This is a genomic window from Bradyrhizobium sp. 33ap4 (assembly GCF_032654765.1).
Taxonomy (GTDB): Bacteria; Pseudomonadota; Alphaproteobacteria; order Rhizobiales; family Xanthobacteraceae; genus Bradyrhizobium; species Bradyrhizobium australafricanum.
On record NZ_JAUMTJ010000024.1, the window covers coordinates 59,393 to 76,422 of the forward strand.

The following is a 17,030-nucleotide window of genomic DNA, read 5'->3' on the forward strand; positions in this document are numbered from 1 at the left end:
CGCTCCGGCCGCGTCTTGCGCAGTTGGATTGAGGACGGGGTGATCGTTGCGCAAATCATACAGGCGCCGGCGGCTTTGGCAAAAGCCACCCGCCGGCCTGTGGGGATATCATGCCCGGGATGTTGCCCGGGCATGAGGAAGCGGACGTGAGGAGCCTTACCAGCCCTCAAGCACGATCTTGCCGCGTGACTTGCCGCTTTCCAGCAGAGCGTGGGCGCGCTTGAGGTTGGCGGCGTTGATGGTACCGAAGGTCTGGTCGAGCGTGGTGCGCAGCACGCCCTTGTCGATCAGGTCGGCGACATCGTTGAGCAGATGATGCTGCGCGATCATGTCGGGTGTCTGGAACGAGGAGCGCGTGAACATCGATTCCCAGTGCACCGAGACCGCCTTGCCCTTGAACGCGGCGACGTTGAATTCCGGCGGATCGTCGATCAGGCCGAACTTGCCCTGCGGCGCGATGAAGTCGGCGATCGACTTGTAGTGCTGGTCGGTGAAGGTGAGGCTGGCGACGAGGCCGACCGGCGGCAGCCTCAAGCTCTCGATCTGCTCCTTCATCGGCTGCGAGTGGTCGATCACCGCATGGGCGCCGAGATCGCGGCACCACTTTTGCGACTCCGGCCGCGTTGCTGTCGCAACCACGGTCAGTCCGGTGAGGCGGCGCGCAAGCTGGATCAGGATCGAGCCGACACCGCCGGCGCCGCCGGTGATCAGAAGCGTGCGCGGATCGAGGCTCTTGCCCGGCACCGCGCCGAGCCGGTCGAACAGCAGCTCCCACGCGGTGATCGAGGTCAGGGGCAGGGCGGCGGCCTGCGCGAATGACAGCGACGCCGGCTTGTTGCCGACGATGCGTTCATCGACCAGATGAAATTCCGAATTGGTGCCCTGGCGCAGGATCGAGCCCGCGTAAAACACCTCGTCGCCGGGCTTGAAGAGCGAGACGTCGGGCCCGACCGCGTCGACCACGCCGGCCGCGTCGAAGCCGAGGATCTTGTATCCGCCGTCGGTCGGCGCCGCGCGCTTGCGCACCTTGTAGTCGACCGGATTGGCCGAGATGGCCTTCACCGCGACGCGGATGTCGCGCCCCTTCGGCTCAGGCTTGGCGATCTCGAAATCGACGAGCGAATCCGCCGCCTCGATCGGCAGCGATTTTTGGTATCCGACGGCCTTCATGCCTGGTCTCCGTGGTGGGCGATTGCCTGCCGATTAACTGTCGCGCTGGCGTCCATTTGGCAAGTACTGTAAAAACAGGGAACTAGTCCCTGTTTGTATACTATTGGAAAAATACTGCATGAAACGGAAGAATTTCGCGCGCCGGCCGGGCTGCGCGGTCGAGGCGGCGCTCGACCTGATCGATGGCAAATGGAAGGGCGTGATCCTGTATCATTTGCAGGCCGGCACCCAGCGCTTCGGCGAGTTGCGGCGGCGGATGCCCGGCATCACCCAGCGCATGCTGACCAAGCAGCTGCGCGCGCTCGAGGACGACGGCCTCGTGATCCGCAAGGTCTATGCCGAGGTGCCGCCACGGGTCGAGTACACGCTTTCCGAACTCGGCGAGAGCCTGCGCCCGGTGATCGATATTCTGAAAGCCTGGGGCGAGGGCCATCAGGAGCGGCTGTCCTGCGCGCCGGCGCCGGAGGTCATTGTGAAGAAGTCGAAGCGCGCGGCCTGAAAGCATGTTCGCGCGACGCGCTCCGCTTCACCTCGCCCTGCGTGCGGGGAGAGGCATAGGCCGCCTACGGCGGCCGTTCTCAAGAACGCCTAAGCGGTGCTTCGGCTATGACGCATCGTCAGATGCGTTCCGGGTGAGGGGGAGCCTCAGCAAGCGCAGCTGCTGCCGAATACGCGGAGAGGGCCCCTCACCCCAACCCTCTCCCCGTAAGAACGGGGAGAGGGAGCGCGGCGCCGTCCTGGTCAATATTCGACCGATCTCATTCAGCTAGAAACGCGTGAACCAAACGCTCGATGAAAACGGCCGGAGCGATGCCCCGGCCGTCTATGAGTTGGTCTCAGCTCCGATCAGATCAGAACGCAACCTGCGTGCGCAGCGCGACCGCGTCGAACTTCGAACCGACGTCCGCAGCCGAGGTCGCCGAGGCCTGCTTGGCGATATCGCCGTGCAGATAGTTCAGCATGAAGCGGACGTTGTTGTTGACGTACCAGTTCAGCGCGGCGGTGTAGACGGTCTGCCGTCCACCCGCGATGCCGACCGCCTGCGCGATCTGATCGTTGAGGTCCATCGTGCTGACGCGGCCGGCGATTTCCCAGGCGCCCCAGCCGCCGCCCGCGAGCGAGAACGGATCATGCGGCTTGATCCCGCTATAGGAGGCCGTCGCCGGGTTGTAGGCGTGGTTCTCGCCGGTCAGCACATAGCCGACCTGCGCGTAACCGCCGTCGAACTTCAGGCTCGGCGCGCCGAACGGCGGCAGTCCGGTGTTCGCGGAGCGGTCGACATTGAACCAGTAATATTCGCCCTGCGCGATGAACGGGCCATAGGTCGCCGCCGCCTCGACGCCGTAGACCTGCGCGCCGGAGACATTGGCGATCGCACCGGTCGAGATCAGCGTGGTCGGATCGATGCGCAGCTCGGGCCGGTCGCTGAGCGTGAGCGTCTGCGCCTGCGTGAGCTGGTTGCGCGGCGGCTGCACCAGCCATTCCGCATCGGCGCCAATGTGCACCGAATAATTCTTGCCGCTGATCGGATTGCCGGCGACGCGGATGACCCCGCCATACTGCTCGGACGTGCCGGCCGGCGAGGCGGAGGACGCGGAGTGGATGGCGCCCGACGTCGGTCCGGTGACATAGCCGCCGATCCAGAACTGGTCGTTCCACCAGCGGGTGCCGGCGGCCGAACGGAAGTCACCGGCGGCGATGTTCTGTGCGATGATGCCGACCGAGGCGCGCTCCATGAACAGGATGTCGTTGGAGCTGGTCGCTTCGTCGAGTGTCCACGGCACGTCCATGATGCCGCCTTCGATCGCCATCTTGCCGCCGAACGGCTTGAAGCCGGTGTAGCTCAGATACGCGTTCTCGATGCCCGAGGTGCCGCCGCCGGGCAGCGATCCCGGCGCCGCGCCGCCGAAGCCGTCGGACGAGCCGCCGAAATCGTAGATCAGCGAGTAATTCCAGTCACCGAAGAACTTGCCGACGATGCCGATGCGCGCGCGGCGGACGTTCTCGCCGCTGTCGAGCTTCTGCGGTGAGGTGCCTGCGGTGTTCGGGCGATAGTCGTAGCCGCCGACATCCCAGTGCACGCGGCTCGTGATCGCAACGCAGTTCTGTTCGTCCGCGGTGCAGATCGTCGGCCGGTTGTTCGGCATCGTCACCACGACGCCGGACGGCGCGACCGGGCCCTTCACCGGGATCGCGGCGTTGGCGGTCGCCACCCGCGCGGCCTTGGCATCCGCCGCCTTCGCATTGGCGTTTGCGCTGGCTGCGCTTGCGGTATTGGCGTTGGTCTGCTTCTGCAGTTTGTCGAGCTTCTGCTCGAGCATCTTCAGCTGCTGCTTCAGCAGCGCGATCTCCGCATCGCTGCCGCCTCCGGCCGATTGCGAATAGGCCGGCGAGGCGGCAAGCGCCCCTGCCAGGCCTATGGCGATTGCACTGACTTTTGTTGCACCCATTGTGCACCCCCGTTGTGTTTGAATTCCCCACTCACTCACTGAACGGTCCTAGGAGCGTATCGTGACTGACGCACGACAGTGCTTCCGGGCATCGCAGTTCCGCTTGTGGTCCGCAGGCAACAAGCGGAGCGGCGCAGCGAGATGACAGCCATCATAGAAGCTTGGCGGCGCGCTTCAACGCGGCCGCTGCGGGTTGTGCACCGGTACGGCGGGGGGGCCAGTTATCCGGCCGGGCGCCCTTCAATTGCCCGGCAAACACGCCTATATTCCGGCGTTTCCACGAGAGGTGAGAATGCTCCGACCTGTCCGCTTTGCTGCCGTATCCGCTCTGTGCACGTTGGCCTTCATGGGGAATCTTTCCGCAGCCGCGGCCCAGGACCGCCGCGTGCCGTCCTCGCAGGCCGAGCTGCAATTGTCCTATGCGCCGATCGTGCAGCGGGTGCAGCCGGCGGTGGTCAATGTCTACGCCGCCAAGACCGTGCAGAACCGCAATCCATTTCTGGATGACCCGATTTTTCGCCGGTTCTTCGGCGTGCCGGGACAGCAGCCCGAGCAGATGCAGCGCTCGCTCGGCTCCGGCGTGATGGTCGATGGCTCCGGCCTCGTAGTCACAAACAATCACGTGATCGAGGGCGCCGATCAGGTGAAGGTCTCGCTCGCCGACAAGCGCGAATACGAGGCCGAGATCGTGCTGAAGGACAGCCGTACCGACCTCGCGGTGCTGCGCCTGAAGGACACCAACAAGGAGAAGTTCGCGACCCTCGACTTCGCCAATTCCGACCAGCTGCAGGTCGGTGACGTCGTGCTCGCGATCGGCAATCCGTTCGGCGTCGGCCAGACCGTGACGCACGGCATCATCTCGGCCCTGGCGCGCACTCAAGTCGGGATCACGGATTATCAATTCTTCATTCAGACCGACGCCGCGATCAATCCCGGCAATTCCGGCGGCGCGCTGGTCGACATGACCGGCCGGCTCGCCGGCATCAACACTGCGATCTTCTCGCGCTCCGGCGGCTCGCAGGGCATCGGCTTTGCGATCCCCGCCAACATGGTGCGCGTCGTGGTGGCCTCCGCCAAGAGCGGCGGCAAGAATGTGAAGCGGCCATGGCTCGGCGCGCGGCTGCAGGCGGTGACGCCGGAGATTGCCGAGACGCTCGGGCTGAAGCTGCCGTCTGGCGCGCTGGTCGCCAACGTCGCGCCGAACAGCCCGGCGGCGAAGGCCGGACTGAAGCTCTCCGACCTGATCGTCGGGATCGACGGCACGCCGATCGACGATCCCAACGCGTTCGACTACCGCTTCGCGACCCGTCCGCTCGGCGGCAACGCGGAGATCGAGGTGCAGCGCGCCGGCAAGCCGGTGAAGCTCACCATACCGCTGGAGACCGCGCCCGACACCAACCGCGACGAGATCGTGCTGACCGCGCGCTCGCCGTTCCAGGGCGCGAGGGTCGCCAACATCTCGCCGGCGCTGGCCGACGAACTACATCTCGACGCCGGTGCCGAGGGCGTGGTGGTGACTGATCTCGCCGGTGACGGCACCGCGGCCAATGTCGGCTTCCAGAAGGGCGACATCATCCTCGCGGTCAACAACGAGAAGATCGTGCGGACCAGCGACCTCGAGAAGGCATCGAAGACGGGGACGCGGGTCTGGCGCATCACGCTGGTGCGCGGCGGCCAGCAGATCAACGTGACGCTCGGCGGATGAGCCCCAAGCAACCGCGAGAGGCCGGCAACCTCTTTGCTGCGGCGGGGATGGAGCAGGACGCGCCGCACCCGCTGCCGGACCGGCTGCGTCCGCGCACGCTGGCCGATGTCGTCGGCCAGGATCACATCCTCGGCCCTGACGGCGCGCTGACGCGGATGCTGGAGACGCGCACGCTGGGCTCGCTGGTGTTCTGGGGACCGCCCGGCACCGGCAAGACCACGGTGGCGCGGCTTCTGGCCGACGCCACCGAGCTGCATTTCGAGCAGATCTCCGCGGTGTTCTCCGGCGTCGCCGATCTCAAGAAGGCGTTCGATGCCGCGCGTGCCCGCCGCGAGACCGGCAAGGGCACGCTCCTGTTCGTCGACGAGGTGCATCGCTTCAACCGCGCGCAGCAGGATTCCTTCCTGCCCGTGATGGAGGACGGCACGGTGGTGCTGGTCGGCGCCACCACGGAGAACCCGTCCTTCGAGCTCAACGCGGCGCTTCTGTCGCGCGCCCGCGTGCTGGTGTTTCACTCGCTCGATACGGCGGCGATCGAGAAACTGTTCGCCAATGCCGAGAAGATCGAGGGCAAGCCGCTGCCGCTCGATGCCGAAGCCCGCGCCGTGCTGGTGCGGATGGCCGATGGCGATGGCCGCGCCTCGCTGACATTGGCCGAAGAGGTCTGGCGCGCCGCCCGCAAGGGCGAGGTGTTCAACGCCGAGCAGTTGCAGGCCATCCTGCAACGCCGGGCGCCGATCTACGACAAATCGGCCGACGGCCATTACAATCTGATCTCGGCGCTGCACAAGTCAGTGCGCGGCTCCGATCCGGATGCGGCGCTGTATTATCTCGCGCGCATGTTCGATGCCGGCGAGGATCCGCTGTTCCTGGCGCGGCGCGTGGTGCGCATGGCGGTCGAAGATATCGGCCTTGCCGATCCGCAGGCGCTGGCGGTGTGCAACGCCGCCAAGGATGCTTACGATTTCCTCGGCTCGCCGGAGGGTGAGCTCGCGATCGCGCAGGCCGTGGTCTATCTCGCCACCGCGCCGAAATCGAACGCGGTCTACACCGCGTTTGGTGCTGCGATGCAGACCGCAAAGCAGGGCGGCTCGCTGCTACCGCCGAAGCACATTTTGAATTCGCCGACCAAGCTGATGAAGTCGGAGGGCTACGGCTCCGGCTATCAATATGATCACGACATGCCGGACGCATTCTCCGGCCAGGACTATTTCCCGGAAGCGCTGGGCCGCCAGACCTTCTACGATCCGCCCGACCGCGGCTTCGAACGCGAGATCCGCAAGCGGCTGGATTACTGGCAGCGGCTGCGCAAGGACCGGGGCGGGAGCTAGGGCAAGACGAGATTGGGCCGTGGTCGCGAATAGCGCACGTTCCCACCTGCGGCGCGGGCAGGGAACGCTTGCGTAACTTCGGAATATTAGAAATATATTCCTGATTTGCCCGACGTGTCAAGTTGCTTGGTGCCACGCCGATCGCCGCCGGCTCCTTTGCATGGGGTTGTTTTCGATATTTTGCCAGCGCCCGCTGCGACGGCCCATAACCTCATATTGCGCTCGCGCGTCACTTGACGCTCTTCACGAACTCCAAAATCTCGTCCGTCAGCCGCGTGTCCGGCGTGTTGATCGCATAGACCTCCGACATGTGGCTGTGCTGCGGCAGCATGAAGCTGCGGGCGCAGCCGCTCGGCCGCTTGCAACTGGCCTGCTTCATGAGCTCGAACTGCTCGACGAAGCGCGGCGGATCGAGCTCGGCCGCGGTGATCAGGAACGGGATCGGGCTCGCGACCAGCCCTTGCAGCGAGGAGCGTTCGGCATAGCGCGAGGGGTCGGAGCCGTAATAGGCGAGCTCGGCGTCGCCGGCCGGCGAGGCGGTCAGATCATAGATGCCCGACACCATGATCGCGCCGGCAAGTCCGCCGCCCTTCACCTTGTGGAATTCGCCATGGGAGACATAGCTCGCGACATGGATCGCGCCGGCCGATTGGCCCATCAGGAAGATGCGCCTCGGCTCGCCGCCGCGGGAGGCGATGTTTTCCGCAACCCACTGCACGATCGCACCCATGTCCTCCGGGCCCGCCGGCCACGGAAAGGCCGGCGCGAGGCGATAGGTGGCATTGACGCCGACGAAGCCGTTCTTGACCGCCCACAGCATGATGTTGTCGTAGAACGGGCTGCCGGGCGCGCGCTTGTTGCCCGCGACGAAGCCCCCGCCATGGATGTAGATCAGCACGGGTCGTGCGGGCGCCGCCGTCTCCGGCGTGAACACGTCGAGCAGATGTCGGTCGGCGGGGCCGTATTTGAGGTCGCGCTCGACCTTGACGCCCTGATAGGGCTCCTTCTGTTGCAGCGGCGCGTAGAGTGCAGCGGTCTTGGGCGGGTCGATGACGCGGCCGAGTTCCAGGAGCTTCCAGGCCAGATCTTCCGGCATCGCGGCTTCGGGCATCGGACTTTGCTGGGCGAGCGCAGGGTCCGTGAGCATCAGGGCCGCCGCCAAAGCCGATATCGCCAGTCTGATTCCAGGGCCCCCGTCGATTGTCGTATGCGGCCGAACATGGCCGATGTTGCACCGGATTCACACCGATTTCGCCGTGACGATTCGCGGCATTTGCGCTAGGCACAATGCAGGTCTGGAGCCGAAAAATCACCATGAGCCGCCGCATCAAGAGAACTACATCGCCGGGCGACCGCGCCAAAGGGCGCGACAAGGGCCGCGACCGGGACCGCGCCGGCGATCGCGGCAAGGATCGTGGTAAGGATCGTGGGAAGAGCGGATCGGCGGAGCGCACCCGCAAGCCGGACGATCGCAAGTTCGGTGAGCGCAAGTCTGGAGAGCGTCCGTTCGCGCACCGGGCGTCCGCAAAGCCGCCGCGCTTTGCCGAGTCGCGTCGCGACCGGCAGGAGCGGGCTGAGCCCGCCGCTACGAAGCCCGCGGCCGAGCAGCCGCTGCCGACCAAGGTGCAGACCGTCGTCGTCACCGCCGACGAGAACGGCATGCGCGTCGACCGTTTCCTCGAGGCACGCTTTCCCGGCCTGTCGTTCTCCCACATCCAGCGCATCGTCCGGAAGGGCGAACTCAGGGTCAACGGCAAGCGCGCCGATTCCAAGGACCGGCTGGAGGAGGGCCAGAGCGTGCGCATCCCGCCGCTGCGGCTCGACACGCCGAAGACATCAGGCACGCTCTCCGAGGCCGAGGCGAAGACGCTGCAGGCGCTGAAGGACATGACGCTGTACGAGGACGACGACGTGCTGGTGCTGAACAAGCCGGCCGGTCTCGCCGTGCAGGGCGGCTCCGGCATGACGCGCCATGTCGACCAGATGCTCGAGGTGATGCGCGACGCCAAGGGGCAGAAGCCGCGGCTGGTGCATCGGCTCGACCGGGAGACCTCCGGCTGCCTTCTGGTCGCCAAGACGCGTTTCGCTGCCACGCACCTCACCGGCGCATTCCGCCATCGCTCCGCGCGCAAGATCTACTGGGCGTTGGTCGCCGGCGTGCCGAAGCCGAAGCAGGGCCGCATCTCGACCTATCTCGCCAAGGAGGAGAGCGAGGAGGACAGCATCATGCGGATCGCGGAGCATGGTGACGAGGGCGCGAGCCACGCCGTGACCTATTATGCCGTGGTCGAGACCTCGGCGACCAAGCTCGCCTGGGTCTCGCTCAAGCCGGTGACCGGCCGCACCCATCAATTGCGCGCCCACATGGCGCATATCGATCACGCGATCGTCGGTGATCCCAAATATTTCAACAAGGAGAACTGGCAGCTGCCCGGCGGCCTGCAGAACCGGCTGCATCTACTCGCCCGCCGCATCGTGATTCCGCACCCGAGGGGCGGCGTGATCGATGCCACCGCGCCGCTGCCGCCGCACATGCTGCAATCCTGGAATCTGCTCGGGCTCGAGGCCGACCGCTTCGACCCGATCGAGAACGCGCCCGAGGAGTGACGGTCGGGCGCCGATATCCGGCGCGGACAGCAACAACGATCAAACGGCTCCGCGCTTTGCGGCTATCCTCGCGCGCCGGCCTTTGCCGGCCTGCAACGGAGACTCTCCATGATCGGCACCTGGCTGCGGGTCATGCTTTTCCTGATCAGCTCAGCTGTCGCCGCGGTGACGGCACAGGCCGAGACCATCGTGCTCCGCGGCGGCACGCTCTACGCATCGGCCGATGCGCAAGCGCTGCCGGATGCGGTGATCGTGATGACCGACGGCCTCATCAGCGCGGTCGGCAAGTCCGGCGACATCCAGGCGCCGCCGGATGCCCGCGTGATCGATTGCAGCGGCAAGACCATCGTCGCCGGCTTCTGGAACAGCCATGTCCATTTCACGCAAAAAGTCTGGCGCAACGCTGGCGCAGCGCCGGCCGCAGCGCTGACGCAGCACATGCAGGAGATGCTGACGCGCTGGGGTTTCACGACGGTATGGGATCTCGGCTCCGATCCGAGCGACACCTTGCCGCTGTGCAAGCGCATCGCCGCGGGCGAAGTCGCCGGCCCCAACATCCTGCTCGCCGGCAATATCTTCCCGAAGGGTGGGCACCCCGTCTACATCCCTCGCGAAGTGCAGCTTCCTGAGGTCGCAACGCCGGAGGAGGCCACGAAATGGGCGCGCGACTGGCTCGCCATGGGTGAGGACGGCATCAAGCTGTTCACCGGCGCCTTCATGGGGGACAAGCCCGTCGTCAACATGGACCCTGCAATCGCCAAGGCGGCTGTCGACGTCGCGCATGCGCAGGGCAGGCCGGTGTTCGCACATCCGCAGGACAAGGTCGGCGTCGAAACGGTGATCGAGTCCGGCGTCGACGTGCTCGCGCACACCACGCCCGGCGAACCCAGCTACACCGCGGATCAGCTGGCGCGGTTCAAGGCACAGGGGACTGCGCTCGTTCCCACACTGTCGCTGTTCACCACCGTGGTGCTCGATCCGAACGTCACCAACCGTCTGGTGGCCTCGACCGTCAACCAGCTCAAGCAGTTTTCGGAGAATGGCGGCACGGTGCTGTTCGGCACCGATGTCGGTTTCACCACGGTGTACGACACCACGCAGGAATTTCAGCTGATGCACTGCGTGTTGTCGGAGCGGCAGGTGCTGGCCTCGCTGACGACCAATCCGGCGCGGTTCTTCAAGGCCGCGAAGAAGGGACGGGTCGAGCAGGGCTTCGACGCCGATCTCGTGGTGCTCGACGGCGATCCGCTCGGTGACGTCGGCAATCTTGCGAAAGTGAGCAGCACGATCCGTGCCGGTCACGTGATCTACCAGAAACCGTGACGAGGGCGGGGAACTCGCATCTCGGGGGGCGTTGACGCATGGTGCGTTCACTTGAACCGTTGCTGCCGCGTCACGACATATAGGCTATGAAGCGATCCCTGATTGTTGCCGGCGTTCTGCTCTGGGCCATGGGCGCGGCAAGCGCGCAAATCCTTGCGCCCGGCCGCTCGACGTGGGATCCGCCGGTCCCTCAACCCCCACCGCCGCCGCGGATCGAGGTGCCGGCGATCCCCAGGATGGACGCGCCGACGCAGCCGAGCCTGCGTTCGCGGCCGCGCAGCTCGTTCGGCGACCGCGTCAGCCGGTGCCTCGACGAGGCCGCCGCCGCCGGCCTGAACCAGGCCGAGCGTGCCGCCTATTCGCGATCCTGCGCCAACCACCGGGATTAGGGCAGGGCGTGGTCTGCTAGACAAGCCTTGCTGACGCATGGAAGGAATTGTCGTCGCGCCGGCGCGAGTACGAACAGGCAAGCGGCATCGGCCGGCGGAGCCGCGGCGATCCGGTTCAAGGCTGTCGACCGTGCGAATCTGTCTGGCTATCCAAACGGACCGCTTTGATTTCGTCTCATGATCTTGAGCGTGAGCAGGGCCGCCCCGAGCACGAGAAGCAAGACACCGACGACAGTTGTGCTTGTCGATTCGAATGTCACACCGACTGCTGTCAGCAAGCAGCCTACAACGATAGCAATAAGCCCACCAAGCTTCTTTACCAACAGAAGCTGTCCGTCGCTTGCGCGCGCCACCATGATCAACCTCACTCTGTAAGTGATGCGGTCATTCCACCGTCGCCGCGGGCCGGTGTTGCTTGGACAAGCGGCGGGCTCACATCCGCACACGATGATCGTACTCTCGCGTGCCAATGATGGAAATCGCTCGTTGCTGCCATGATGACTTCTCTTTTGATTCAATTGCGCCGCGGGCGATTGGACAATCTTGCTTACCTAGCCGCGCCGAAACGTCGCATGACTATATCGAATGTGCATCGCGCAACGGCGCTGCGATTCCGCGATACGCAATGCGTTCAGCGCATTTGTCGTAAAGTGTTCTGGACCAACGCAAGCATTGCAAAGGCTGTGGGAGTGGATCGTTGACTCCGTGGTTTTTTGGGCGCCTACTTCTGGTTGCCGACTAGAAGACCTGAAGCAATAAGGTCGAAATCCGGAAGGACAGCCAATGCGGCCGCCTTCGATCGCGGAACAAGCGGAGCGGCCCTACATCTCGACCGGGCACTTGCCCGAACCCGAGATGGTGCAGGAGCTCGTGTCTCAAGCGCATCAGCGCTTCAAGTCGAACAGCGAAGGGACCAATTCGCAGGTTTATCCGGCCCTGGCCAGGGTGCGGAGTGAACTGTTCGGCGTCTGCGTGGCCGGCACCAGCGGACGTGTCTACGGCGCGGGCGATACCGAATACGAATTCTCGATCATGAGTGTATCGAAGCCATTCGTATTCGCATTGGTGTGCGAGGCCATCGGCCCTGAAGAGGCTCGTGCAAAACTGGGCGCGAACGCGACCGGGCTGCCGTTCAATTCACTGGCGGCGATCGAGCATGGAGCCGGGCGCACCAACCCCATGGTGAACGCAGGCGCGATCGCGACCACAAGCCTTGTGCCGGGCTCGAGCGCTGACGAGCAATGGCGGTTCATCCATGACGGTCTCTCGCGCTTCGCGGGCCGCAAGCTTTCGCTCAACGAGGAAGTCTACGCATCGGCATCCAAGACCAATTTTCGCAATCGAAGCATCGCGCGGTTGCTGGAGAGCTACGACCGGATCTATTGCGACGCCAGGCAGGCGACCGATCTCTACACCCGGCAGTGTTCGCTGAATGTGAGCGCCAGGGATCTCGCCGTGATGGGTGCGACGCTGGCCGACGGCGGGGTGAACCCCGTGACCCGGCAGCGGGTGGTCGATGCGGCCGTGTGCCACTATGCGTTGGCGGTCATGGTCACTGCTGGACTGTACGAGACGTCGGGCGACTGGCTGTACGACATCGGTCTGCCCGGCAAAAGCGGCATTGGTGGAGGCATCGTCGCGGTGTCTCCAGGAAAGGGTGGTTTCGGCACTTTCGGGCCGCCACTGGATGCGGCCGGCAACAGCGTGCGAGGGCAGCTCGCCGCGAAGTTCCTGTCGCAAAGACTGGGCATGGATCTGTTCGTGTCCCAACCGGACGAGTGAACAAGAGGCACTGAAGATCGGTCGAGCCGTGGCCCGATCGATCGCAACGTCGGGCAGGTTGGAGGACGCGATGGCAACGCAAGCAATCTCGATCGGCGACATTCATCAGGAAGAGCGCGCATCATGGGTGCCCATGGTCGCGATTGCGTTCGGCCAGATGATCATGTCGTTCAACGTCGCGTCGTTGCCGGTTGCGATGGGGGGAATGGTGGCCAGCTTCGGCGTGCCGCCGACCACGGTCGCGACTGGAATCGTGGCGTACTCGATGCTTGTCGCCGGGTTCGTGATGCTTGGCGCCAAGCTCGCCCAAAGGTTCGGGGCGGTGCAGGTATTTCGCGGTGCCGTCGTGCTTTTCCTGATAGCGCAGATTGCGATGACGTTCAGCCCTACGGCCTCCGTCATGATTTCCGCTCAGGCGCTTTGCGGCGCTGCGGGCGCGGTGATCGTGCCCTCGCTCGTCGCGCTGATTGCCGAGAATTATGCCGGACGCCAGCAGGCGACGGCCCTTGGCGCGTTGGGCTCGGCGCGGGCTGCCGCCGGCGTGCTGGCATTTGTCGTCGGCGGGTTGCTCGGCACCTATATCGGCTGGCGCCCCGCGTTTGGAATTCTCATCGTTGCCTCGGCGATCGCTTTCGCTCTGAGTTTCCGCCTGCGGCCGGACCACGGTCGCCCGGATGTCCAGATCGACATGATCGGGGTCGCTCTTGCCGCGAGCGCGATCATCTTCATCAGCTTCGGCTTCAATAATCTGAACAGTTGGGGCGTGATCCTGGCGACCCCTAACGCGCCATTCGACTTGCTGGGCGTCTCGCCGGCACCGGTCCTGATCGTGCTTGGCATAGTGCTCGGGCAGGCATTCCTGATGTGGACGCATCGCCAGCAGGCCGCGGGGAGGACGCCTTTGCTGGCGTTGGAGGTGATCGATTCGCCGGAGGAGAGGTGTGCGGTCTACGCGCTGTTCGCGGTCGTGGCGCTCGAGGCCGCGCTGAACTTCACGGTGCCGCTCTACATCCAGATCGTGCAGGGACGTTCGCCAATCGCGACGGCGATCGCGATGATGCCGTTCAATCTGACCGTCTTTCTCTCGGCGATGCTGATCGTCAATCTCTACGACAAGCTGACGCCCCGCCAGATCGGACGCTTCGGCTTTGGGCTCTGCACCGTTGCGTTGCTGTGGCTCGCGTTCGTCGTGCGCAACGACTGGAGCGAGATTCCCGTTCTCCTTGGCCTCGTGCTGTTCGGTATCGGCCAGGGCTCGCTGGTGACACTGCTGTTCAACGTTCTGGTCACTGCTTCGCCCAAGGCGTTGGCGGGGGATGTCGGGTCTTTGCGCGGAACCACGCAGAATCTGGCGGCTGCCGTTGGCACCGCGGTGGCCGGAGCTCTTCTGGTCGGTCTTTTGAGCACGATCGCGCTCGGCAGGATCGCGGCCAGTCCGGTGCTGACCAAGGAGCTTCAGAGCCAGGTTGATCTCGGCAACATCACTTTCGTCAGCAATGATCGGCTGCGCAGCGTACTCGAAGGCACGAGCGGTACGCCACAGCAGGTCGAGGAAGCCGTCCGGGTCAACACCGAAGCGCGCCTGCGCGCTTTGAAGATCGGGTTGCTGATCATGGCCGGCCTCGCACTGCTTACGGTCATTCCCGCGGGACGGCTGCCGAATTATCGGCCAGGCGAAATACCGGACGACGGAGCGACCGGCGAGGGCGAGCGATCGGCCTGATCGGACGTCGGGCGCCGCGGGGCAAGAAGGTCTCTGCAATAACCAGGTGCCAGATATGGATGAACTCGACCGTCGCATCGTGCTCCGGAGAATGCTTGGCGGCGTCGCAGTCGCTGGTCTCGGAACCGGCTTGCTGATGCAGGCGGCCAAGGCGCTGCCAGTCGCCCCCGAAGATGCCCTCGTCGCGAAGACGGATGATCCGGAGCGGCCGCTTCATATGGTCGTCGCCCGGCCACCACCGCGCCCGCGTCCTCCGCCACCGCGCCGCCGCCGCTGGACCTGTTGGTGGCACAGAGGTCGCCGCCGCTGTGGATGGCGCTGGTGAGGGCAGGCACAAGCTCCGGCGGCGCGAGTGGCGCGGTTGCGCGGCCTGGAATGCGCGACCGTGCCATGGCTGCCAGGGATCAAGGAGGACGACATGGCTACCTATGAGAACAGTCCCACGATGCTCCGCGGCCTGCCTGGCCCGCCTTTATGGGTCTGCGTTCTGCTGGGCCTCGTCATGATCGCCGCGGGCCTTCTGGTGCTGGGAGATGTCGTGCTTTTCACCGTGATCAGCGCCATCTTTATCGGCTGGACGGCCATTGTTGCCGGCGGGTTCGAAATCCTGCACGCCTTCTGGACCAAGGGCTGGGGTGGATTCGTGTGGCAGCTTCTGCTGGGGGTGCTCTACCTTGCCTGCGGAATCGTTCTGCTCAGCCAACCGGTGGCGAGCGCGCTGCTCCTGACCTATGCCCTCGGTCTCATGCTTTTGGTCTCAGGGATTGTGCGCATGCTGGTCGGCATCGGCCATTGGCAGCAGTCCGGCTGGATCATGCTGGCATCCGGGCTGTTTGGCGTTCTGGCCGGCCTCATCATTCTGACGGGATTTCCGGCGACCGGGCTGTGGGTGCTCGGGCTGCTGCTGGGGATCGATCTGCTGTCTCATGGCATCGGATGGCTGACTTACGCTTTACAGCCTGCCGCCAGAGCGGCTCAATAGGCCGTCGATCCTCTAGGGAGCAGCAGAACTCTCATTAATCGTCTGAAATCAAATCGGCTCCTCGCGACATCAATGACGGTCTCGCGCGATGCGCCATCGGCGGAGAGTGGACATGTCAGGTTTGAGGAAGGGCGTGAGAGTTTCGGCGCTGGTTGCGTCGATCGTGATGAGCCTCGTCGCCTTGCTGCCCGCGCAAGCTCAGCAGAATGGCGACGTGCTGTTTCAGAACGTGCGAATTTTCGATGGCAGGAATGGCGCGCTGTCCGGGCCGTCCAATGTGCTGATCCGGAACAACAAGATCGAGAAAATTTCGACTGGGCCGATCGCGGCCGACGCTCAGGTGATTGCCGGCGACGGACGGGTGCTGATGCCCGGGCTGATCGACGCGCACTGGCATGCACTGCTGGTACGCCCGACGCCGGCGGCCGTGATGGCCAGCGACATCGGTTACATCAATCTTCTTGCGGCCGCCGAGGCAACGGCCACCCTCATGCGCGGCTTCACCACCATTCGCGACATGGGCGGGCCGGCCTTTTCCCTCAAGCGCGCGATCGACGAAGGTCTCGTCGCCGGTCCCCGCATCTACCCATCCGGTGCCATGATCACCATCACCGGCGGCCATGGCGACTTCCGGCCGCTGTCCGATCTGCCCAGAACAATCGGCGGCATGCTCAGCCGCATGGAGAGGATAGGCGGCGCCATGGTCGCGGACAGCCCGGATGAAGTTCGCGTGCGCGCGCGCGAGCAACTCATGCAAGGGGCTACGCAGGTCAAGCTCACGGCGGGCGGTGGGGTGGCGTCGCCGTTCAGCCCGCTCGATGTGTCCACGTTCACTGAACCGGAGTTGCGCGCCGCGGTCGAGGCTGCGGAGAACTGGGGTACTTATGCCGTCGTACACGCCTACACGCCGGTCGCGATCCAGCGATCGATCGCAGCGGGGGTCAAGTGTATCGAGCATGGTCATTTGATGGACGACGCGTCGGCCCGCCTGATGGCCGAGAAGGGAATTTGGCTGAGCACCCAGCCCTTCCTCGATATGTCGGGAGCCAGCGCCCTTGGACCTGCGGAGCAGGACAAGATGCGGCAGGTCGTTGCCGGCACCGACAGGGTCTACGGCTTTGCGAAGAAGTACAAGTTGAAGACGGCATTCGGTACCGACGTGTTGTTCTCGAAAGCGCTCGCCGACCGGCAAGGCGCCATGCTGACGACCCTCACGCGATGGTACACGCCGGCTGAAGCGCTCATCATGGCGACATCGACGAATGCCGAATTGCTCAGTCTGTCCGGGCTTCGAAATCCATATCCAGGCATGCTGGGCGTGGTGGAGGAAGGCGCGTTGGCCGACCTTCTGCTGGTCGATGGCAATCCAATCGACAACATCAAGCTGATAGAGGATCCGGCGAAGAATTTCCTGGTCATCATGAAAGATGGGAAGGTCTACAAGAATCTTCTTGGTGGTGACCGGAACAGGTAGGCGGACATAGTCACAAGGCGGGCCAAGCGGCAGCGTCAAAGCATCGGCTTGTAGCCGATATGGCTGCCGACGTGGCCGGTGGAGCAGCGATCGC

General features: G+C 64.7%; 13 protein-coding genes. 10 read left to right on the top strand and 3 right to left on the bottom strand.

Annotation, left to right across the window (positions count from 1 at the left end; translation table 11 throughout):
• Positions 1-156: 156 nt before the first annotated feature.
• Positions 157-1,170, bottom strand: coding sequence for a zinc-binding alcohol dehydrogenase family protein (locus Q2M23_RS19915; protein ID WP_028335470.1), 1,014 nt, complete (start codon positions 1,168-1,170; stop codon positions 157-159).
• A gap of 118 nt (positions 1,171-1,288) precedes the next feature.
• Between Q2M23_RS19915 and Q2M23_RS19920 the strand changes: the two genes are divergently transcribed.
• On the top strand, positions 1,289-1,669 hold the full coding sequence (locus tag Q2M23_RS19920) for a winged helix-turn-helix transcriptional regulator (RefSeq protein ID WP_057019538.1): 381 nt from the start codon (positions 1,289-1,291) through the stop codon (positions 1,667-1,669).
• Positions 1,670-2,021: 352 nt separating this feature from the next.
• Here Q2M23_RS19920 and Q2M23_RS19925 read toward each other — a convergent pair whose 3' ends face one another.
• The gene (locus tag Q2M23_RS19925; RefSeq protein WP_057015490.1) at positions 2,022-3,620 is read right to left on the bottom strand and encodes an OprO/OprP family phosphate-selective porin; all 1,599 of its coding nucleotides are present in this window, start codon (positions 3,618-3,620) and stop codon (positions 2,022-2,024) included.
• Positions 3,621-3,966: 346 nt separating this feature from the next.
• On the opposite strand from Q2M23_RS19925, the gene Q2M23_RS19930 reads away from it, so the two are divergent.
• Both Q2M23_RS19930 and Q2M23_RS19935 read left to right on the top strand, forming a co-directional pair.
• A complete protein-coding gene (locus Q2M23_RS19930; protein WP_092090135.1) occupies positions 3,967-5,325 on the top strand; it encodes a DegQ family serine endoprotease in 1,359 nt (452 codons plus the stop codon).
• On the top strand, positions 5,322-6,656 hold the full coding sequence (locus tag Q2M23_RS19935) for a replication-associated recombination protein A (RefSeq protein ID WP_057015492.1): 1,335 nt from the start codon (positions 5,322-5,324) through the stop codon (positions 6,654-6,656). Before Q2M23_RS19930 ends, Q2M23_RS19935 begins: the two co-directional genes overlap by 4 nt.
• A gap of 229 nt (positions 6,657-6,885) precedes the next feature.
• Here the strand turns inward: Q2M23_RS19935 and Q2M23_RS19940 are convergent, their stop codons facing one another.
• The gene (locus tag Q2M23_RS19940; RefSeq protein WP_245311280.1) at positions 6,886-7,803 is read right to left on the bottom strand and encodes an alpha/beta hydrolase; all 918 of its coding nucleotides are present in this window, start codon (positions 7,801-7,803) and stop codon (positions 6,886-6,888) included.
• Positions 7,804-7,970: 167 nt separating this feature from the next.
• Between Q2M23_RS19940 and Q2M23_RS19945 the strand changes: the two genes are divergently transcribed.
• The 7 genes from Q2M23_RS19945 to Q2M23_RS19975 all read left to right on the top strand — a co-directional run bounded on the left by Q2M23_RS19945 (position 7,971) and on the right by Q2M23_RS19975 (position 16,936).
• On the top strand, positions 7,971-9,263 hold the full coding sequence (locus Q2M23_RS19945) for an RluA family pseudouridine synthase (protein ID WP_076831710.1): 1,293 nt from the start codon (positions 7,971-7,973) through the stop codon (positions 9,261-9,263).
• A gap of 108 nt (positions 9,264-9,371) precedes the next feature.
• The gene (locus Q2M23_RS19950; RefSeq protein WP_076831358.1) at positions 9,372-10,586 is read left to right on the top strand and encodes an amidohydrolase family protein; all 1,215 of its coding nucleotides are present in this window, start codon (positions 9,372-9,374) and stop codon (positions 10,584-10,586) included.
• Positions 10,587-10,672: 86 nt separating this feature from the next.
• Positions 10,673-10,975, top strand: coding sequence for a hypothetical protein (locus Q2M23_RS19955; RefSeq protein WP_076831355.1), 303 nt, complete (start codon positions 10,673-10,675; stop codon positions 10,973-10,975).
• 783 nt (positions 10,976-11,758) lie between these two features.
• Positions 11,759-12,757, top strand: a complete 999-nt coding sequence (gene glsA, locus Q2M23_RS19960; RefSeq protein ID WP_253623756.1) for a glutaminase A — start codon at positions 11,759-11,761, stop codon at positions 12,755-12,757.
• A 70-nt stretch (positions 12,758-12,827) separates the two neighbouring features.
• Entirely contained in the window at positions 12,828-14,480 is a 1,653-nt protein-coding gene (locus Q2M23_RS19965; RefSeq protein ID WP_194295394.1) for an MFS transporter, read from the top strand.
• A 418-nt stretch (positions 14,481-14,898) separates the two neighbouring features.
• Positions 14,899-15,462 (top strand): HdeD family acid-resistance protein, encoded by a 564-nt coding sequence (locus tag Q2M23_RS19970; RefSeq protein WP_076831697.1) that lies wholly within the window; start codon positions 14,899-14,901, stop codon positions 15,460-15,462.
• 166 nt (positions 15,463-15,628) lie between these two features.
• Positions 15,629-16,936, top strand: coding sequence for an amidohydrolase family protein (locus tag Q2M23_RS19975; protein ID WP_316396785.1), 1,308 nt, complete (start codon positions 15,629-15,631; stop codon positions 16,934-16,936).
• Positions 16,937-17,030 lie beyond the last annotated feature (94 nt).